The 19,699-nt window shown below is 73.6% G+C and carries 17 protein-coding genes; 3 read left to right on the forward strand and 14 right to left on the reverse strand.

Going from position 1 to position 19,699, the window contains the following annotated elements; all coding sequences use genetic code 11:
- Positions 1–147: 147 nt before the first annotated feature.
- Positions 148–1,311, forward strand: coding sequence for an ROK family protein (locus ACOWU6_RS00780; RefSeq protein WP_421074380.1), 1,164 nt, complete (start codon positions 148–150; stop codon positions 1,309–1,311).
- Between the two features lie 65 nt (positions 1,312–1,376).
- Here ACOWU6_RS00780 and ACOWU6_RS00785 read toward each other — a convergent pair whose 3' ends face one another.
- The 12 genes from ACOWU6_RS00785 to ACOWU6_RS00840 all read right to left on the reverse strand — a co-directional run bounded on the left by ACOWU6_RS00785 (position 1,377) and on the right by ACOWU6_RS00840 (position 14,617).
- Positions 1,377–2,822: an aldehyde dehydrogenase (NADP(+)) gene (locus tag ACOWU6_RS00785; RefSeq protein ID WP_421074381.1), complete on the reverse strand. Its 1,446-nt coding sequence runs from the start codon at positions 2,820–2,822 to the stop codon at positions 1,377–1,379.
- A complete protein-coding gene (locus tag ACOWU6_RS00790; RefSeq protein ID WP_421074382.1) occupies positions 2,819–3,907 on the reverse strand; it encodes a mandelate racemase/muconate lactonizing enzyme family protein in 1,089 nt (362 codons plus the stop codon). Before ACOWU6_RS00790 ends, ACOWU6_RS00785 begins: the two co-directional genes overlap by 4 nt.
- On the reverse strand, positions 3,904–4,815 hold the full coding sequence (locus ACOWU6_RS00795) for a 5-dehydro-4-deoxyglucarate dehydratase (RefSeq protein WP_421074383.1): 912 nt from the start codon (positions 4,813–4,815) through the stop codon (positions 3,904–3,906). The genes ACOWU6_RS00790 and ACOWU6_RS00795 overlap by 4 nt, the downstream gene beginning before the upstream one ends.
- Positions 4,808–5,749, reverse strand: a complete 942-nt coding sequence (locus ACOWU6_RS00800; protein WP_282978600.1) for an NAD-dependent epimerase/dehydratase family protein — start codon at positions 5,747–5,749, stop codon at positions 4,808–4,810. The genes ACOWU6_RS00795 and ACOWU6_RS00800 overlap by 8 nt, the downstream gene beginning before the upstream one ends.
- On the reverse strand, positions 5,746–7,083 hold the full coding sequence (locus ACOWU6_RS00805; protein WP_421074384.1) for a Gfo/Idh/MocA family protein: 1,338 nt from the start codon (positions 7,081–7,083) through the stop codon (positions 5,746–5,748). Before ACOWU6_RS00805 ends, ACOWU6_RS00800 begins: the two co-directional genes overlap by 4 nt.
- 71 nt (positions 7,084–7,154) lie before the next feature.
- Positions 7,155–8,147, reverse strand: a complete 993-nt coding sequence (locus ACOWU6_RS00810) for a LacI family DNA-binding transcriptional regulator (protein WP_421074385.1) — start codon at positions 8,145–8,147, stop codon at positions 7,155–7,157.
- A 36-nt stretch (positions 8,148–8,183) separates the two neighbouring features.
- Complete coding sequence (locus ACOWU6_RS00815; RefSeq protein ID WP_421074386.1) at positions 8,184–8,933, reverse strand: class I SAM-dependent methyltransferase; 750 nt, start codon at positions 8,931–8,933, stop codon at positions 8,184–8,186.
- 40 nt (positions 8,934–8,973) lie between these two features.
- Positions 8,974–10,035 carry a M24 family metallopeptidase gene (locus tag ACOWU6_RS00820; protein WP_421074387.1) on the reverse strand — a complete coding sequence of 354 codons (1,062 nt, stop codon included), beginning with the start codon at positions 10,033–10,035 and terminating at the stop codon, positions 8,974–8,976.
- Between the two features lie 213 nt (positions 10,036–10,248).
- A complete protein-coding gene (locus ACOWU6_RS00825) occupies positions 10,249–11,556 on the reverse strand; it encodes an O-acetylhomoserine aminocarboxypropyltransferase/cysteine synthase family protein (protein ID WP_421074388.1) in 1,308 nt (435 codons plus the stop codon).
- 79 nt (positions 11,557–11,635) lie between these two features.
- Positions 11,636–12,577 (reverse strand): quinone oxidoreductase family protein, encoded by a 942-nt coding sequence (locus ACOWU6_RS00830; protein ID WP_421074389.1) that lies wholly within the window; start codon positions 12,575–12,577, stop codon positions 11,636–11,638.
- Positions 12,578–12,639: 62 nt separating this feature from the next.
- Positions 12,640–13,914 carry an alpha-hydroxy acid oxidase gene (locus ACOWU6_RS00835; RefSeq protein WP_282978589.1) on the reverse strand — a complete coding sequence of 425 codons (1,275 nt, stop codon included), beginning with the start codon at positions 13,912–13,914 and terminating at the stop codon, positions 12,640–12,642.
- Entirely contained in the window at positions 13,883–14,617 is a 735-nt protein-coding gene (locus ACOWU6_RS00840) for a FadR/GntR family transcriptional regulator (protein WP_421074390.1), read from the reverse strand. Before ACOWU6_RS00840 ends, ACOWU6_RS00835 begins: the two co-directional genes overlap by 32 nt.
- 69 nt (positions 14,618–14,686) lie before the next feature.
- Between ACOWU6_RS00840 and ACOWU6_RS00845 the strand changes: the two genes are divergently transcribed.
- Together ACOWU6_RS00845 and ACOWU6_RS00850 are read left to right on the forward strand one after the other, a co-directional pair.
- A complete protein-coding gene (locus tag ACOWU6_RS00845; RefSeq protein WP_421074391.1) occupies positions 14,687–15,601 on the forward strand; it encodes a pseudouridine synthase in 915 nt (304 codons plus the stop codon).
- A 200-nt stretch (positions 15,602–15,801) separates the two neighbouring features.
- A complete protein-coding gene (locus ACOWU6_RS00850; RefSeq protein WP_421074392.1) occupies positions 15,802–17,250 on the forward strand; it encodes a DUF222 domain-containing protein in 1,449 nt (482 codons plus the stop codon).
- A 56-nt stretch (positions 17,251–17,306) separates the two neighbouring features.
- Here the strand turns inward: ACOWU6_RS00850 and ACOWU6_RS00855 are convergent, their stop codons facing one another.
- Positions 17,307–18,266, reverse strand: a complete 960-nt coding sequence (locus tag ACOWU6_RS00855; RefSeq protein WP_421074393.1) for a serine hydrolase domain-containing protein — start codon at positions 18,264–18,266, stop codon at positions 17,307–17,309.
- Positions 18,263–19,675, reverse strand: coding sequence for a rhamnulokinase (locus tag ACOWU6_RS00860; protein WP_421074394.1), 1,413 nt, complete (start codon positions 19,673–19,675; stop codon positions 18,263–18,265). The genes ACOWU6_RS00855 and ACOWU6_RS00860 overlap by 4 nt, the downstream gene beginning before the upstream one ends.
- Positions 19,676–19,699 lie beyond the last annotated feature (24 nt).

The following is a 19,699-nucleotide window of genomic DNA, read 5'->3' on the forward strand; positions in this document are numbered from 1 at the left end:
GCCGGGCGGTGGCCATCCAGAGCGGATGGCCACAGCCCGGCACCGCCGATCCGCGCGAGGGCAGAGCGCGCCGCCCGGCACGCCGCACCGCGCGCGCCGCGGGACCCGGATATCGTGATCGGAACGACAAATGGCGAGGGGATCGCGATGGCGGAACGGGCGATGAGCGTCGAGGGTGTGCGGCGCCGCAACCTCGGCGAGGTGCTGCGGCTCGTGCACGAGGAGGGCGCTCAGTCGCGCGCCCGCATCACGGCCGCGACGGGCCTCAACCGCTCGACGGTCGCCGACCTCGTGGGCGCGCTCGTCGACGCCGGCCTCGTCGTCGAACGCGAGCCGGACCCCACGCGGCGCGTGGGCCGTCCGTCGCCGATCGTCGCACCCAGCGCCGATGTCGTCGCGATCGCCGCGAACCCCGAGGTCGACGCGCTCGAGATCGGCGCGATCGCCCTCGACGGCACCGTGCGCGCCCGCGCCCGCGAGGAGGTCGACCACCTGCTGACCCCTGAGGAGACGGCCGATGCCATCGCGCGGATCGTGAGCGGATGGCGAGAGGGCTCCCTGCGCGACGTGCGGATGGTCGGGGTCGGGGTGGCCGTGCCGGGTCTCGTCCGCGCGGACGACGGCGTCGTGCGTCTCGCTCCGCACCTCGGCTGGCGCGATGCGGCCGTCGGGGCCCTCATCGCCGATCGCGTGGGGCTGCCGGTCGTCGTCGGCAACGACGCGACCCTCGGCGCGCGGGCCGAGCACCTGTTCGGGGCGGCAGAGGGGCACCGCGACGTCGTCTACCTCAACGGCGGTGCGAGCGGCATCGGCGGCGGGCTCATCCTCGATGGGCGGGTGATCGCCGGCGCAGGCGGCTACGCGGGGGAGTGGGGGCAGAACACGCCGGGCATCCTCGACGGAGCCGACCGCGCGACGCCCGGCGGCGTGCTCGAGGACGAGGTGAGCAGGGCGCGGCTCCTCGCGGCCCTCGGCCTGTCCTCGGCCGACGACCCGACCCTCGCCGCCGCGCTCGCCGAGTCGTCCGCTCCCGGAGTCGTCGACGAGGTCGCCCGCCAGCGGCGGATCCTCGCGACCGCGCTCGCGAATGCGGTCAACGTGCTGAACCCGTCGGCCATCGTCCTCGGCGGCTTCCTCGGCATGATCGTCGCCGCCGACCCCGAGGGGTTCGACGAGGCCGTCCGGCGTCATGCTCTCGCGGCGCCTGCCGAGGCGCTCGACATCCGTCCTGCGGCGCTCGCCGAGGACCGTCTCCTCATCGGCGCCGCCGAGGCCGCGTTCGCTCCGCTGCTCGCCGATCCGCTCGCCTGAGGGCCGACGGTCGCCGCGGGACGCGAAACGGGTTCCCGACCCGTCCCGCCCCGGCCCCGCGGCCCTCAGCCGCGCGGGACGACGAGCCCGCCGTTGCGGCGATGCGGCAGTCGCGCGAGCGCCTCGTCGCGCAGGGGCGCGGGCAGAAGGCGCTGCGGCGCATCCTGGTACGCCACGGGGCGCAGGAATCGCCGGATGGCGGTGGCTCCGACGGAGGTGTGCAGCGAGGTCGTCGCGGGCCACGGTCCGCCGTGGTGCTGCGACCACGTGACCGCGACGCCCGTCGGCCAGCCTGCGAACAGCACGCGCCCGGCGACCGCCGTGAGCGCGTCGACGAGGGCGTCGACCTCCTCGTCCTCCTCCGCATGCAGGGTCGCCGTGAGGCTGCCGGGGACGGCCGCGATCGCCCGGAGCAGCTGCTCCTCGTCGTCGTACGCGACGAGGAGGGTCGCGGGGCCGAAGACCTCCTCGAGGAGCACGTCGGGGCGCTCGGCGATCGCGGCGGCGTCCGTCGCGATGACGACCGGGCGCGCGCCATCCGATGCGGCGCCGTGCGCGATCACCGTCGCGGACGGGTCGGCGGCAAGCCGGTCGACGCCCTCGGGGAAGGCCTCGGTGATGCGGTCGGTGAGGAGAGGCCCGCCGTGCGCGTCGGCGACCTGCGCCGCGACGGCGTCCTCGAAGCCCGCTCCGCGCGGCACGAACACGACGCCGGGCTTGGTGCAGAACTGACCGGAGCCCAGCGTGAACGAGCCGACGAGCCCTGCGGCGAGCTCCTCGCGGCGGGCGGCTGCCGCGCCTCGCGTGACGACGACGGGATTGAGGCTGCCGAGCTCTCCGTAGAAGGGGATCGGGTCGGGTCGTCCGGAGGCGAGGTCGAACAGCGCGCGCCCTCCGGTGACCGAGCCCGTGAAGCCGGCGGCGCGCACCGCAGGATGCTCCACGAGCGCGTTCCCCGCCGCCCGGCCCTCGACAAGCGCGAGGGAGCCGCTCGGCGCACCCGCGGCCTCGAGCGCGGCGGCGGCGATCTGCGCGGTGCGCCGCGAGAGCTCGGGATGCCCGGAGTGCGCCTTCACGACGACGGGATTCCCGGCGGCGAGGGCCGATGCCGTGTCGCCGCCGCAGACCGAGAACGCGAACGGGAAGTTCGACGCCGAGAACACCGCGACCACGCCGAGCGGCACGAGCAGACGGCGCAGCTCGGGCCGAGGGGGCGTGGCCGAGGGGTCGGCGTCATCGACGGTGAGCTCGAGGTAGGAGCCCTCCTCGACGACGCCCGCGAAGAGGCGCAGCTGCCCGGTCGTGCGGGCGACCTCGCCGCGCAGGCGCGTGCTGCCGAGCCGCGTCTCGCGGTCGGCGATGTCGACGAGCTCGTCCGCGGCCGCGTCGAGCGCGTCGGCGAGCGCGCGCAGCCAGCGCGCGCGGGTGGCCGCGTCGGCGTCCCGCCATGCGGGGAACGCGGTGCGCGCGCGGGCGACGATCTCGTCGAGCTGGTCGGGTGTCGTGGTCATGAGGCGGCCTCCAGATCGGGATGGTAGCGGAAGCGCAGGCCGAGGCCGAGGTGCGGCGCCTCCGTGAGACGCCCGTCTTCGATGCGCACCGGGCTGGGATCGGCGAGGGCCCCGAGATCGCCGAAGCCGGCGTCCTCGACGTCCTCCGCGAGCGGGTCGCCCGGGAGCGTGAGCGCGAGCTGCCCCGACAGCTCGGGCAGCAGGTGCGGATGCACCCGCACGCCGTGCGCGTGCGCGCGCTCGACGATCCGGAGGAAGGGCGTGATGCCGCCCACGCGCACGACATTGGGCTGCGCGAAGCGGATGGCCCCGCTCGCGAGGAACTCCTCGAATCGATGCACGGTGTGCAGGTTCTCGCCCACCGCGATCGGCGTCGGGATGCGCCGCGACAGCTCGACATGACCCGCGAGGTCGTCGGCGCGCAGCGGCTCCTCGATCCACGCGGGCGCGAACGGGGCGAGCAGCTCCATCGCGGCGGTCGCGCGGTCGAGATCCCACCGCTGGTTCGCGTCGATCATGAGGCCGCGGTCGGGTCCGAGCACCTCGCGCACGGCGGCGACGCGGTCGGCGTCCTCGGCGGGGTCGGGCCGGCCGACCTTGATCTTCACGGCGTCGAAGCCGGCATCGACCCAGCGGCGCACCTGCGCGACGAGCTCGTCCTGCGTGTAGTGCAGGTTGACACCGCTGCCGTACGCCGTCACGCTGTCGCGACGGCGGCCGATGAGCGTCGAGAGCGGGGCACCGTGAGCGCGGCCCTCGGCGTCCCACAGGGCGAGGTCGAGCCCTGCGAGCGCGATCGTCGTGATGCCGCCGCCTCCGGCCTCGTGCAGGTGCCGCCACAGCTCATCCCACGTCCTCGTCGGGTCTGCGGGGCGGCCGATCGCGGCCGGAGCGATGTCGTGCTCGAGCATCGCGAGCACCGCCTCGGCGCCGATCTGCGGCGTCCAGGAGAAGCCCCATCCGCGGGCGCCGTCCGAGCGGACGACGGTCGTGGCGATGACGCCGACGCTCGTGACGTCGGCCGCCCACGGGCGCACGAGCGGCACGCGCTCGAGGCGCGCCGTGAGCGAGCGGATGGTCGTCACGCGGCGAGCTCCCGCCCGCGTTCGAGGAGGGCCGCGAGGCGCGCGAGCTGATCCGGGTTCGGGTCGATGAGCGGCGCGCGCACGGAGCCGACGTCGAGGCCGGAGAGCCGCACGCCGGCCTTGATGAGCGCGACGGCGAAGCCGGGCGTCTCGTCTCGGAGCGCGACGAGAGGCGCGTAGAAGCCCTCGAGGAGCGCGCGCTGTCGCGCGGTGTCGCCCGAGCGGTGCGCGGAGAAGAACGCGACGGCCACCTCCGGCAGCATCGCGAAGACGGCGGAGGAGTACATCGGCACGCCGATCGCGGTGTACGCCGCCTGCGACAGCTCGGCCGTGAGCAGCCCGTTGAAGAAGAGCACGTCGCGCTCGGCGCGGGCCGCCTCGAGCACGAACTGCTGCGCGAGCGCGATGTCGCCCGTGCCGTCCTTGATGCCGACGACGCGCGGGTTCTGCAGGAGGCGCGCGACCGACCCGGGGGAGAACTGCGCGTTCGCGCGGTGGTAGACGATCACGGGGAGGTCGCTCGCCGCGGCGATCTGCTCGACGTACGCGATGAGGCCCTCCTGCGGTGCGCCGACGAGGTACGGGGGCATGACGAGCAGGCCGTCGGCGCCGGCCTCCGCCGCGATGCGCGCGCAGGCGACCGCGTGGCCGAGCGGGCCGCCGGCTCCCGCGATGACGGGCACGCGTCCTGCCGTCGCGCGCACGGCGGCCGCGACGGCCGCGCGCACGTCCTCGAGCGACAGGGTGTGGAACTCGCCCGTGCCGCACGCGGCGAACACGGCGCCCGGCTCGTGGGCGAGAGCGCCCGCGACGTGCTGCTCGACGAGGTCGGCGTCGACCCTGTCGTGCGCATCGAAGGCGGTCACCGGGAAGAACAGGACGCGGTCGGGGATGGCGAGGTCAGTCAAGGCGGTTCTCCTGTCGAGGGGATGCGGACACCGCGACGCGCTCGCCGAGCTCGTCGCGCCACGCGTGCTGGGGGCGCCAGCCGAGCAGGCGCCGCGCCTTGGCGTTCGAGAACGCCGGAGCGGTGCCCGTGAGCTCGGCGGCCGCGCGGGCCGTGCCCGGGTGGAAGCGCGGGAGGAGCTCGCAGAGCGGCTCGCGCGCGAGGGCGTCGTCGGCGCCGACGAAGAACACCTCGCCGTTCGGGATGTCGCCCATGGCCGCGAGCAGCGTGTCGGCGAAGCGGGACACATCGCGCGCATCGACGTAGTTGAACAGCGCGGGGGCCGACAGCGCCGGGTCGTCGAGCCGTTCGCGGACGGTGTGGCCCTGCTGGGTGGGCGCGCCCGCCCACTCCTCGGGGGCGATGACGTAGCAGGGGCGGAAGGCCGCATAGCGGATGGCGTCGCCGGTCTGACGACGCAGCATGCCGATGGACTGCTCGATGATGAGCTTCGACAGCGCGTACGCGTTCCAGGGGAGCGGGGGCGTGTCCTCGTCGAGCGGAAGCCGCTCGGGAGTCCAGCCCGTCGGAGCGCCGTAGCCGAGCACGGTCGGGCTCGACGCCGCGACGATCCGGCCGACGCCGGCCGCCGCCGCGGCTCCCATCACCGACACCGCGAGGCCCGCGTTCGCGCGCATGATGACGTCCTCGGGGGCGCTGAACGGGACGGCGATCGCCGCGAGGTGGATGAGGGCGTCGGGGCGCGCCTGCGCGATCGCGTCGGCCGCCGCGCCGGGGGCGCCGAGGTCGGCGGCGACCTGCTCGACGCCCGCGAGCTCGGGGGCGTCGGAGACCTGCCGGTCGACCGACACGAGGTCGTGACCAGCGGCCGCGAGGCCCGCGACGAGGGTGCGGCCGAGGCGCCCCGCGCCGCCCGTCACGAGGATGCGGCTCACGGCTGGTCCTCGGCGAGCAGCGCGATGCCCAGGTCGGACACGCGCACGGGGAGTCCCGTCTCGAGCGAGCGGTTCCCGGCGATCCCGACGGCGATCGAGCGGATGCCGTCGCTCCAGTCGGCAGGGCGCCCGAGCGGGTCGTCGCCGGGGCCGACGAAGACGTCGGAGAGGAGCAGCGCGTCGCCGCCCCCGTGGCCCCCCTCGCCCGACCGGCGGATCTCGATCTCGACGGGCTCCTCCCAGTGCCGCTGCACGATGAGGCGCTCGCCGCTCGGGCGCAGGACCGACGTCTCCGCGTCGACCGCGCTCGGGTCGAGCACGGGATGGAGCCCCTCGTCGGGCACGAGGGATCCGCGCTCGACGACCTCGAGCTCGGCCCGCCCCTCGGTGCCGTTGATCGCGACGCGATAGCCCTCCCACGGCGCATGGGCGTTGAGGGAGTAGCCGAGCGTGGCTCCCGACGCGTAGTCCACGACGAGAGCGAGGTTGTCCTCGATCGTGATGCCGTCGCTGAAGACGTCGCGGTCGCGCACGTAGCCGTCGTGCTGCTCGGCCTCGAGGTACAGGGTCTTCAGGCGCGGGTCCTCGCGCAGGTCGAGCTCGAACGGGTCGTGCGCGCCCTCGTGCGTGCCGCGCTCGGGTCGCTCGCCGAGCCCGCGCGCGGCCGCGTTCTCCGCACCGTAGAAGCGCAGGCCGCCCGAGGCGAACACACGCCGCGGCTCGCTCGCGATCCACCAGTTGACGAGATCGAAGTGGTGGCTCGACTTGTGCACGAGGAGCCCGCCCGAATGCGCCTTCTCGCGGTGCCAGCGGCGGAAGTAGTCTGCGCCGTGCTTCGTGTCGAGCATCCAGGAGAAGTCGATCGACGTGACCCGCCCGATCCGACCCGACCGCACGACCTCGCGCAGCGCGCTGTTGCGCGGGGAGTAGCGGTAGTTGAAGGTGATGACGACCTGACGGCCCGTGCGCGCGACCGCCTCCTCGATGCGCGCGGCGCTCGGGGCGTCGATCGTGAGCGGCTTCTCCACGACGACGTCGACGCCCGCCTCGAGCGAGCGCACGATCATCTCGGCGTGCGTGTCGTCGCGAGAGCAGATGACGACCCGCTCGATGCGCTCGTCGCGGATCATGTCCTCGAGGCGGTCGGGCGTCCAGACGCTCGGCGTCGGCAGTCCCTTGCCTGCGACCCGCTGCGCGTACACGCCGGCACGGACCGGGTTGGGCTCGCACAGCGCGACGAGCGCCGCCCGGTCGGCGTAGGTGTCCGTGATCGCGTCGACGTACATCTGGGCGCGGTGGCCGGTTCCGACGACGGCGTACCGGAGTTGGCTCATCGGTGAGTCCCTTCCTGAGAAAGCGGTTTCTCACGATACCACGAGGTCGCCCGCGGAGGCCAGCGTGCGGCTCAGGAAGCGGGCGGAGGGGCGGTGCTGCCGCGCACGGCGAGGGTCGGCGCGAGCACGACGGGCGGCGCGGCCGCGTCGTCCTCGAGAAGCGCTCGCATCGCGCTCCACGCGAGCTCGCCCATCCGATCGGTCGGAACGCTCGCGGTCGTGAGAGGCGGTGTCGTGTAGCGCGCGAACGGGATGTCGTCGAAGCCCGTCACGGACACCTCGTGCGGGACCGCGACCCCCTCTTCGTGGAGTGCGCTGAGGAGGCCCATCGCGACGAGGTCGTTGTAGGCGAGAACCGCCGTGGCCTCGTGGGCGCGCACGGTCGCGACCGCCGCGGAGCCGTCGGCGAAGCCCGTCCCGCAGGGGGCCTCGGCGATGTCGAGATCCGGATGGGCGGCCCTCGCCTCGGCGATCGCCGCGACGCGCCGTGCGTTCGACGCGCTGCCCGGGACGCCCGCGAGGTAGAGCAGCCGACGGTGGCCGAGCATCCGCAGGTGCTCGATGAGCTCGCGGAGTCCGCGGCCGTAGTCGGCCGCGACGACGGGGGCGCCGTCCCCTCCGCGGTTCACGAGCACGGCGGGAGCGAGACGCGGCAGCGCCGCGGCGAGCTCATCGTCGGGCATGCGCGGCGCGACGAGCACGATGCCGTCGGTGCGCCGGCGGGCCTGCAGCGCAAGCGCCGCCTCGTCGGCCGCGACCTCGGCGGAGTCGGCGACGAGCACGTGGTAGCCGTCGCCCGCCGCGGCCCGGCTCAGCGTGCGCAGGATGGCCTGGAAGGTCGGGTTCCCGAGATCGGGCACGAGCACCGCGACGGTCTGGGTCTTCCCGAGCGCGAGGCTTCGCGCGAGGGGGCTCGCGCTGTACCCGAGCTCGGCCGCCGCGTCCTGCACGCGCTGGACGAGGGCCGGGTCGACCTTCGGGTTGCCGTTCATGACCCGCGACACGGTGGCCGGCGACACCCCCGCGTGCTTCGCGACATCCGAGATGCGCAGCTTGGCCGTCATGGATTCGAGCGTATCGGCCGTCGGGCGATCGTCCCGTCAGCGGTCGTCCGGGGTCGGCAGGCGGTAGACCGAGACGTGCGACGGCGAGTCGGCCGTGAACGGGCGTCCTGTCCAGTCCGCGTGGCGGGACTCGAGGGCGAAGCCGGCGAGGCGGGCCATGAGGTCGAGCTCCGACGGCCAGATGTACCGGTGATTGCTGCGGTCGAGGCGCGCCCGCCCCGACTCGTCGAAGCGGAAGTGGTGCGACGTGACGCGCTGATGCAGAGGGTCGTAGGTGTCGAGCAGGATGTAGCCGGGCTCGACGGCGCCCGCGGTCGCGGCTTTGCCGGGCGGGAGCGCGCGCAGCTCGGGCACCCACAGCTCGACGACGAAACGCCCGCCCGGCGTCAGGTGCCGAGCCGCGTTGCGGAAGCAGGCCACCTGCTCCTCCTGCGTGAGGAGGTTCGAGATGGTGTTGAAGACGAGATAGACGAGCGAGAACGCGCCGGGAGCCGTCGCCGTCGCCATGTCGCCCTGGACGACGGGGATCGCGTGCTCGTCGACCTTCGTGCGCAGCTGGGCGATCATCGCGGGGGAGAGCTCGATGCCGCTCACGGCGACGCCGCGCTCCGCGAGCGGAACGGCGACCCGGCCCGTGCCGATCGCGAACTCGAGCGCGGGGCCATCCTCGGCGAGCTCGACGAGGCGATCGACCGTGGGGCCGAGCACCTCGGGCGCGAACATGCCCTCGCCCGGTGTGTCATAGCGCCGGGCGGCGTCCTCTGTCCACAGGTCGCTCGTCGTCATGGGTCCAGCGTGCCGTGCGCGGCCGCCGTCGTCCAGCCGGTCATCCGACCTCGAGTGTCGCGGGACGCGCGACACCGCGCACGTCGATGCGGGGCCAGGCCGGGTCGGCGCTCAGGACCTCGACGCCGCCCGCGCCATCGAGCACGACGGTGTCCTCGACCTTCACCCCGGGGGCCCAGGGGTTCCAGGCGAAGGCCTGGTTCTCCACCACGCGGTCGCGGAGCGCGGGCACGGCCTTGGGGTCGCGTCCCGCGTATCCCGTCGGCCCGCCCTGGTGGTGGCGCACCCAGCCGTCCTCGCCGAAGCCATGGCGCCGGTAGCTCGCGGCGATGTCGTCGAGCACGTCGCCGAGCGCGCGGCCCGCGCGCGTCGCCGCCCAGGCATCGGCCTCGACCTCGAGGACCCGCGGTGCGCCATCCGGCTCGGATCCGCGGAAGCGCACCCAGCGCGTGAGGCTCACGTGGAGGCCGTCGCGCTTCGCGGTCGCGACCGCCATCGCGCGGTCGCCGAGCGGGGCCGCCGTCGGCAGCGGGTGCTGCACCCCGCCCCGGGCGGCTCCCGCGGCGAGCACGACCGCCGGCTCAGCGCCGCGGGCGAGGATGGCGTGCGCGAGTCGCCCGGCGAGCTCGAACTCCGACATCTCGGGAGTCGCCTCGGCGAGCACCTCGGTCATCGCGCGCGCGGCGTCGGCGCCGAGACGCCGGTAGCGCTCGTGCTCGACCGGGAGAAGGCTCGCGCGTGCCGCGCGCAGCTCGGCCTCGAGCTCGGCCTCGTCGACGACGCCGTCGACCGGCGGCGCGAGGGGCGCGAACCAGTCGACGGGGCGGATCTCGGCGCCGCCGATCTCCTCCTCCGCGAGACGCTCGGCCTCGTTGCGCGGGGCGGTCACGACGATCTCGCCGTCGACGCGGACCACCGCCGAGAAGACGGGCGGACCGCCGAGCGGGACCGAGGTGCGCGCCCCGTCGAGCAGCCAGGACAGGCTCGCGCCGGATGTCAGCCGCACGGCGGTCGCGCCGCGCCGGTCGAGGAGGTCCGCGATGCGCGCGAGCTTGTGCGGACGGTCGGTCGAGACGGCGGCTCTGCCGGTCAGCGTGGTCATGGGTGCTCCCTTGCTCGGCACACACTCTACGGGAGGAACCGGTTTCTCGGTGCGACGGCACGGCCGGTGCCATCGCCACGGCAGGAGAATCGCGCGGCTGCAGGACGCGAACGCGCGGATGGTCCTGCTCCGGACGGAAAGTCCTGCCCTCGACCGGGCTGCGCGACGGGCTACGCGCGGCGGGCTGCGACCGGGCTGCGCTCGGGCGAGGGGCTAGGCGCGGGCGAGAGCCTGCTCGAGGTCGGCGATGATGTCGGCGGCCTCCTCGAGGCCGACCGAGATGCGGATGGTGCCCTGCGAGATGCCGGCGGCCGCGAGCTGGTCGGGCGTCATGTGGTTGTGCGTCATCGAGGCGGGGTGCGCGACGATCGTGCGCGCGTCGCCGATGTTCGCCACGAGGCGGATGGTCCGCAGGGCGTCGATCACCCGCTCCACGCGGTCGAACGTGTCCTCGTCGCTCGGCGCGAGCTCGAACGCGAACACGCTCGGCGAGCCCTTCGGGAGGTACGTCTCGGCGCGCGCCCGCCACGGATTCGTCTCGATCGACGGGTGGAAGACGACGCCGACCGACGGATGGGCGTCGAGGAAGGCCGCGACGGCCTTCGCGTTCTCGACGTGGCGGCTCACGCGCAGGTCGAGGGTCTCGAGCCCCTGGATGAGCTGGAACGCGTTGAAGGGGGAGAGCGCGGGGCCCAGATCGCCGACGAACTTCGACTTCACGAGGGTTGTGAAGGCGCGCTCGCGCCCGAAGGCCTCCCAGAGCGAGACGTCGCCGTAGCGCCAGTGCGGCACGAAGAGGCCGGGCCACTTCTCGGGCTCGGCGGAGAAGTCGAACGTGCCGAGGTCGACCACGACGCCGCCGAGCGACGAGCCGTGTCCGCCGATGAACTTCGTCGCGGAGTGCACGACGATGTCGGCGCCGAAGTCGCGGGGGCGGAGGAGGAACGGCGTCGCGACCGTGTTGTCGATCACGAGGGGCACGCCGGCCTCGTGGGCGATGTGGGCGACCGCCGAGATGTCGAGCACCTGCGCGATCGGGTTCGCGACCGACTCGGCGAAGAACGCGCGCGTGCTCGGACGGACCGCGCGGCGCCATCCGTCGAGGTCGTCCTGGTCGACGAACGTGACGTCGAGGCCGAAGTCGCGGAAGGTGTCGTCGAAGAGGTCGACCGTGCCCCCGTACAGCTGACTCGCCGCGACGATGTGGCCGCCGCGCCCCAGCAGGGCGAGCGTCGCGAGCGCGACCGCGGCCTGGCCCGAGGCGACGGCCGCGGCGGCCACGCCGCCCTCGAGACGCGCGAGGCGCTGCTCGAGCACGGCCTGCGTCGGGTTGTTGTTGCGGCTGTAGATGTAGCCCTTCTCGCGCAGCGCGAACTTCTCGCGCGCCTCGGTGAGCGACGAGAAGGCGTAGGCCGAGGACTGGTACACGGGAGGGAGCACCGTGAACTCGGGCGTGCCCGGCACGTAGCCCGCGTGGAGCTGGGTCGTGGCGAATCCCGCCGTCGGCTCGGCCTGTGTCATGCGGCCATTCTGTCGACCCGCAGGGGGTCGCCCGGAATCCGTATGACGCCGTGTTTCGGCGCGGGAATGCCGCGCCGGGTCAGGGGATGAGCAGCACCTTGCCGTTCGCGCCCTCCTCGACGAGCCGATGCGCCTGCGGCGCCTCGGCGAGCGGGAGCGCTTCGCCGATCTCGACGCTGAACCGCCCGGCGGCCAGGAGCGCGAGCGCGACGGGCACCGCTTCCAGACGCCAGGCCTCCTGCTGCGGCGTGAGCGGCCGAGGCGAGCCTCCGCTGAAGGCGCGGATGCCGAGCGCGTCGGCCTTCGCGCCCTGCACGAGCGTGGCGATCCGCGTGCGGTCGTCGAGGAGCTCGAGCGACGCGTGCAGCGCCTCGTCGGTGCCGACGGCGTCGAGGATCACGGTCGGACCGTGCGGGGCGAGCGCGCGCACACGGTCGACGAGGCCCGGCCCGTACGCGACCGGCTCGCCGCCGAGCCCGCGCACGCGGTCGGCCCGCGCGTCGCTCGTCGTGGCGATGACGCGTGCGCCGGCGAGCACGGCGAACTGGATGACCGCCTGTCCGACGGCGCCGGAGCCGCCGTGCACGAGGAGCGTGTCGTCGGCGCGCACGCCGAGCGAGCGCAGGGCCTGGTACGCCGTCCCGATCGGGATGCCGAGCGCTGCGCCCTGTGCGGCCGTGACGCCCGCGGGGCGGGCGAACACGTGATCGGCCGGTGCGACGACATCCGTCGCGTAGGCGCCCTGCGCGCCCGTGAACGCGACCGGGTCGCCGACGCGGAAGCCGTCGACGTCCGCGCCGACCGCGGTGATGTGGCCGGCGCCGTCGCTGCCGACGCGGCGGGGCTCGGTGATCGGCGGAGTGGGGCGCAGCCCGGTCCTGAGCTTCCACTCGACGGGGTTCACGCCGGCCGCCTCGACCCGGATGGCGACCTCGCCGGGTCCGGGAACGGGATCGGGGACGTCTGCGAGCGTCAGGACCTCGGGGCCGCCGAGCTCGGTGTGCTGGATCGCCTTCGCCATGCCTTCACGGTAGCGCGCGGAAGGGGCGCCGGGACCGATCCCGACGCCCCTTCCGCTCGAGGTCAGGCGCGCGCGGCTGCGGCCTCGGCTGCCGCGACGTGCGCGGGGGCGACCGGCACGAGGCGGCTGAGCTGCGTCACGTGGCGCGGCTCGAGCTCCTCGAGGGTGGAGACGCCGAGGAGTGCCATGGTGCGCTCGATCTCGGTCCGCAGGATCGCGATCATGCGGTCGACGCCCGCACGGCCGCCGGCCATGAGCCCGTAGAGGTACGCGCGGCCGACGAGCGTGAACTTCGCCCCGAGCGCGACCGAGGCGACGATGTCGGCGCCGTTCATGATGCCCGTGTCGATCATCACGGTCGCGTCGGAGCCGACCTCGCGCACGACGTTCGGCAGGAGGTGGAACGGCACGGGGGCGCGGTCGAGCTGACGGCCGCCGTGGTTGGACAGCACGATGCCGTCGACGCCGAGGTCGACGAGGCGCTTGGCGTCCGGCACGTTCTGCACGCCCTTCACGACGAGCTTGCCGGGCCACATCGAGCGGATGATGTCGAGGTCGTCGTACGAGATGGTCGGGTCCATCGCGGCGTTGAGCAGATCGCCGACCGTGCCGCCCGTCGACGAGAGCGACGCGAACTCGAGCTTGGGCATCGTGAGGAAGTCGAACCACCACCACGGGCGCGGGATGGCGTTCACGATCGTGCCGAGGGACAGCTGCGGGGGGATCGAGAAGCCGTTGCGCTTGTCGCGCAGGCGGGCGCCCGCGACCGGGGTGTCGACCGTGAACATGAGGGTGTCGAACCCGGCCTTGGCGGCGCGCTCGACGAGGCCGTACGAGATCTCGCGCTGGCGCATGACGTAGAGCTGGAACCAGTTGCGGCCGTTCGGGTTCGTCGCCTTGACGTCCTCGATCGAGGTCGTGCCGAGCGTCGACAGCGTGAACGGGATGCCCGCGGCGGCGGCCGCGCCCGCGCCCGCGTACTCGCCCTCGGTCTGCATGAGGCGCGTGAACCCGGTGGGCGCGATGCCGAACGGGAGCGCGCTCGGCCCGCCGAGGATGGTCGTCGACGTGTCGACATGCTCGGCCGGCCGGAGGATGTCGGGGTGGAACTCGATGTCCTCGAAGGCCTGGCGGGCGCGCGCGATCGAGAGCTCTCCCTCGGCGGCGCCGTCGGTGTAGTCGAACGCGGCCGCCGGTGTGCGGCGCTTGGCGATCGCGCGCAGGTCGTACGTCGTGAGCGCCGCCTCGAGACGGCGTCGCTTGCCGTTGAGGTCGGGCTTCTTGAACTGCATGAGCTCGAGGAGCTCAGCGGGGTTGGGCAGCTGGCGCTTGAGCATTCTGCTCCCTCTCCATGGTGATCTGGTCGTAGTAGGTCGTGATGTGGTCGTGGATGGCCGTGGCCGCGGTGTCCTCGTCGGAGTCGGCGATCGCCGCGAGGATGCCGCGATGCTCATCGCGGAGCCGCGCGCAGGTCGCGGTCCAGTCGCCGACCGCGTGCGCTCCCGCGGTCACATAGGACTCGATCGCCGATCGGAGGCCCGCCATCGTCGCCGTGATGACCTGGTTGCCCGAGGCCTCGGCGAGCGAGAGGTGGAACTGCTGATCGAGCGCGAGGAACTCGGCCTCCGAGAGCGAGGGCTCGTCCATCGCGTCGAGGAGCGAGGTCGCGGCCGAGAGGTCGGGGGAGATGCGCGCGAGGTGGCGCGCGACGTGCGTCTCCAGCACGAGGCGGGTGTCGACGATGTCGGACACGGGGAACCCGGTGGCCGCGAGCTGCAGCCGCATGAGGGCCGACATCCCGCCGCCGGGGACCGCGACGATGATCGCGCCCGACGAGGGTCCCGAGCCGGTCGCCGTGCGGACGAGGCCGAGCACCTCGAGCACGCGGATGGCCTCGCGCACGCTCGAGCGCCCGACGCCGAGCTCGGCCGCGAGCGCCCGCTCGCCGGGGAGGCGGTCGCCGGGGGCGAGCGATCCGTCGAGCAGGGCGCGCTCGAGGTGGGAGAGGACGCTCTCCCACGCGCGCTGATCGTCTGCCATGACGTCTCCTGTGGTCTGACCACTGTGGTCAGACCACACGTTATCACGTCTGCGGGGTACCGTCGAGAGATGCCCCGCTCCCCGCTTCCGCAGCGCCACGGCCTCGATGCGGCGTGGGTGCGGACGCCGCGCACGAGCCCGCACGCGTCGCTGCGCGATCACCTCGCCGCGCACATGCCGCGCCTGCGGCCCGAGCGTCTCGACGAGATGCTCGACGAGGGCGCCTTCGTCGACGACGAGGGCCGCCCGTTCGCCCCGGATGCGCCGTTCCGGCCCCATATGTTCATCTGGTTCCATCGCGATCTGCGAGAGGAGGCGGAGGTGCCGTTCCCCCTCGAGGTGCTGCACCAGGACGAGCGGATCGTCGTGGTCGACAAGCCGCACTTCCTCGCGACAATCCCGCGCGGCCGGCACGTCCAGCAGAGCGTCGTCGTGCGCGCTCGCCGCATGCTCGGCCTCCCCGAGCTCTCGCCGGCGCACCGTCTCGACCGCGTGACCGCGGGGGTCCTCCTCCTCACGACCGAGCGGCGGTGGCGGCGCGCCTACCAGTCGATGTTCGAGGAGCGCGTGCCGCAGAAGGAGTACGAGGCGGTGGCCGCGGCGCCCGGCGACCTCGAGCTGCCCGCGCACGTGCGCAGCTGCATCACCAAGGAGCACGGCGTCATGCAGGCGTTCGAGCACGACGACCGCCCGCCGAACGCGCACACGCTCATCGAGCTCATCGAGGAGCGCGGCGGCCTCGCGCGCTATCGCGCGACGCCCTTCACGGGGAAGACCCACCAGATCCGCCTGCACATGAACCGGATCGGGCGGCCCATCGTCGGCGACCCCATCTACCCGCGCGTGCAGGAGGTCGACATCGACGACTTCTCATCTCCTCTGCAGCTGCTCGCGCGCACGCTGCGGTTCGTCGACCCCGTCGACGGCACGGAGCGGGAGTTCGAGAGCCGGCGTGTGCTGGAGGCGTTCCCGGCACAGATGTGACGGCACGGTGCGCTGGTCTGTGCCCCGCGGGCGGGATGTCCGAGGCCTCTTTCGTTACCGTTCTGTGACCTTTTCGTCGCTTCTTGGCTTGGTAGGGGTCTTCGAATGTCCGTGGTGGGCGGGACACTGGTTTCATGAGCGATGGGGCTGTGTGGGGTGAAGGGGATGGTCCGTGCCCGACACCTGGGGAGCGTGCGGCGGTGGAGTCGGCGATTGAGGCGATCCGGGCGGCGGACAGGGTGATCGCTCATGCGCAGGCGGCGCGTCAGATGGCGTTGGCGTCGGCGTCGCAGGTGGCGTGGGCGCAGCATGAGCGGCAGGTCGCGGCCGGGGGTTCGTCGCGGGCGTGGGCGCATCGGGCGGTCGCGGAGGAGATCGCCGCGGCCACGCATGTGCCGGGCCGGTCGGTGGAGCGGCAGATGAACGACGCGACGGTCCTCGTCTCCCGGTTCCCGGTGGTGCGGGACCGGCTCGCGGCGGGGACGGTGTCGCTGCCGCACGCGCGCACGATCGTGCTGTGCGGGGACCGGATCGATGACCCTGCCCTGCGGGCGACGTATGAGGTGCGGGTGCTGGAGCGGCTGGATCGGGTGCCGATGACCGCGGCGGCGTTGGCGGAGGTGGCGCGGAAGGTCGCGCAGGAGCTGGACCCGGTCTCGATCAGCGACCGCCACAAGGCCGCGAGGCGGAGGCGGCGGGTGGGGTTCCGGCCCGGGGAGGACGCGATGGGCGCGTTCGACGCGGAGGTGGCGAACGTGCTCGGGGTGGGGATGATGGACCGCATCGACCAGATGGCGAAGACCGTCCTCGCCGCCCGCGCCGCCGCCCGCCGCGCTGGCGACCCGGCCGCGCTCGCGGATGACCGCTCGCTGGATGAGATCCGGGCGGACATCTTCACCGACCTCACCCTCACCGGCACCCCCACCGGCCACGACCACCTCTACGGCGCCACCTTCCCCCAGACGCCCGAGGGCGACCGTGCGGGCGGGGCGGACGCGAAGACCGGCGACGTCGGACTCGGCGCGGTGAGCGCCGAAGCGGGCACCGGCGCGCCCGCAGGTGCGGGTTCGGCGTTCGGCCCCGCCGCAGGACCCGCACGGAAGCCGGCCATGAAGCCCGTCGGGCTCGGGGCGATCCGCGGGAGCGTGCACATCACCATCCCCGCCGAAGCTCTCGCCGACCCCACGAACCGGACCGAGGGCGCCACCCTCGCCGGGGCGGGTCCGATCCCGATCATCGACGCCAAGGAGATCGCCGCGGACGCCACTATCTGGAACCGGGCCTTCACCGACGCGAGCACCGGCGTCCTCCTCACCGTGGATCAGAGGTTCCCCACCACCAAACAGCGGCGGTTCCTGAAGGCGCGAGACGAGCGATGCCGATTCCCCGGGTGCCGGCAGGCCATCCGGAAGCACTACGTCGACATCGACCACACCCACCCCCACTCCCGCGGCGGCCCCACGAACGTGGCGAACCTCGAGTACCTCTGCGAGACGCACCACATGCTCGAGCAGATGACCGAATGGACCGTCACCCAGGGGCCCGGGGGTGTTCTCGAATGGACGTCCCCGAACGGACGCGTCTATACCGACACCCCGCCACCGGTCGCCCGCTTCACCCCCGACGACGACGAACCACCACCCTTCTGACACGACACCGCGTCTCAGGGGCGAACTCTGCCCTCGGTCATGCGCGCTCTGAGCGCTCAGACCCTCGAGATGATCGCGTTGTCGAGCTGATCGGCGTCGAGGCCGTGGCCGTTCGCGCGGTTCGTCAGCAGCGTCCACGCGATGCCCGCGGTCGGATGGATCCAGAACTCGGTTCCCGACCATCCCGCGTGCCCGTAGACGTCGCGGTCGATGAGGGCGGGCGCGCGCGTGCGGAGGTTCCACGAGAAGCCCCAGTCCTGTCCGCGCTCCGCGGGGTACGGCTCGAGGCGAGGCACGCCGGTCGTGAGTGGGCGGAGCATCATCTCGAGGGTTCCGGGGCGCACGATGTCCGCGCCGCCGCGGAGCAGGGCCGAGCCGAGCGCCAGGAGCGCTCCCGCCGTGCCGATGGCGCCCGCGCCCGGGTGCCGCGAGGCAGCGAAGCGGTCGAGGTCGAGACTCGCCTCGATGTCGGGGATGCGGTGCGGGTCCGCGTCCTCGTCCAGGACGAGTCCGGGTGCGAAGGCGCGCACCTCGTCCTCCCACGACCGTCCTGTCGCGTGGCGGATGAGCTCGGCCGCGCCCTGGAACGCGATCGACGAGTAGCGCGATGCGGTGCCGACGGCGAAGTCGCGGCCAGGGCGGCGCAGGGCCGCGGCGAGCCCCTCGACCGGGTCGAGCGCCGGCTCGATGAGCCCCGACGTGTGCGCCATGAGGTGCTCGAGGCGCACGACGTCGTCGCGGGCGGCGGCTGCCTCGGGCACGGCGTCGGCGAGCGGGGTCTGCGACGTGAGCAGGCCGCGCTCGATCGCGCGCGCGGCGGCGAGCCCCGTGAGCACCTTCGTGATCGAGAACAGACGGTACGGATCGTCGATCCGCGCGGTGCGGCCATCCGTCGCGCCGAAGGCATCGAGCGCGACGACGCCGTCGGCCGTCGCGATGCCGAGGACCGCGGTCAGGATGCGGCCCGCGTCGACGTGGCGGCGCGCCCAGTCGAACGCCGCGCCCCAGTCGGTCATGCGCGGGGCGCGAAGCGTCGCGGCGCGGTCGTGCGCGCCACGAGCTCGCGCAGATCCTCGAGGGAGCCGGAGAGCTCGCCGAGCGCGCGGGCCTGGACGAGCACGTTGCCGAGGGCGGTCGCCTCGACGGGCCCGGCGAGCACGGGGAGACCGGCGCGATCGGCGGTGAGCTGGCAGAGGAGCTCGTTGAGCGAGCCGCCGCCCACGAGGTGGATGGCGTTCACGCGCTTGCCGGAGAGCTCGGCGGCGGCGTGGACGGCGTCCGCGAACGCCGACGCGAGGCTCTCGACGATGCAGCGCGCGAACGCGGCACGGGACTGCGGCACGGCGAGCCCGCGTTCGGACAGCCAGCTCGCGATCCGGTCGGGCATCCCGCCTGGCGCCGTGAAGACGGGGTCGTTCGCATCGAAGACGGGCTGTGGCGTCTCGACGGCCGCGGCCTCGGCGAGCAGGGCGGGCAGGTCGATGGTCTCGCCCGACTCGCGCTCCCAGGCGCGCACCGACTCCGAGAGGAGCCACAGGCCCATGACGTTGTGCAGGAAGCGCACGCGGCCGTCGACGCCGCCCTCGTTCGTGAAGTTCGCGGCGCGGCTCGCCTCGGTGAGGACAGGCGCGTCGAGCTCGACGCCGACGAGGCCCCACGTGCCGCAGCTGATGTACGCCGCATCGGGGTCGGTCATCGGGATCGCCGCGACGGCCGAGGCCGTGTCGTGCGACCCGACCGCGATGACGGGCGCGTCGAGCCCCGTGGCCGTGCGCACGGCGTCGCGCAGCGTGCCGATGCGGTGGCCGGGCTGCACGAGGGTCGGCAGGAGGCGCGAGGGGATGCCGAGGCTCTCGGCGAGGGGGCGGTTCCAGTCCCCGCCGCCCACGCGCAGGAGTCCCGTGGTCGACGCGTTCGTGCTCTCGGCGACCTTCTCGCCGGTCAGCCAGTAGGCGATGAGGTCGGGGATGAGCAGGGCCTCATCGGCGAGGTCGAGCGTGCCGGCGATGCGGTCGGCGGCGAACTGGTAGAGCGTGTTGAACGCGAGGAACTGCAGACCGTTCTCGCCGTACAGCTCCTCGAACGGAGCGACCGCGTGGACGGCGTCGACGCCGGCCGCGGTGCGGGCATCGCGATAGTGATAGGGCGTGCCGAGCATGCGGCCGCCGCGGAGGAGAGCGTAGTCCACGGCCCACGAGTCGATCCCGATGGCGGCGACGTCGCCGGTCTGCGCGGCGGCGCGGAGGCCCTCGACGATCGAGCGGTAAAGCTCGAGGATGTTCCAGTGCAGCCCGTCGATCGTCTCGACCGGGGTGTTGGGGAAGCGCGCGACGGCTTCCAGGCGCAGCTCGTCGGGGCCGACGTGGCCGAGCATGACCCGGCCGCTCGTGGCTCCGAGGTCGACGGCGGCGACGGTGACGGTCATGGGCGGGACGCTCCTCAGGGGAAG

This window comes from Microbacterium sp. SA156 (assembly GCF_049065455.1).
Lineage (GTDB): Bacteria > Actinomycetota > Actinomycetes > Actinomycetales > Microbacteriaceae > Microbacterium > Microbacterium barkeri.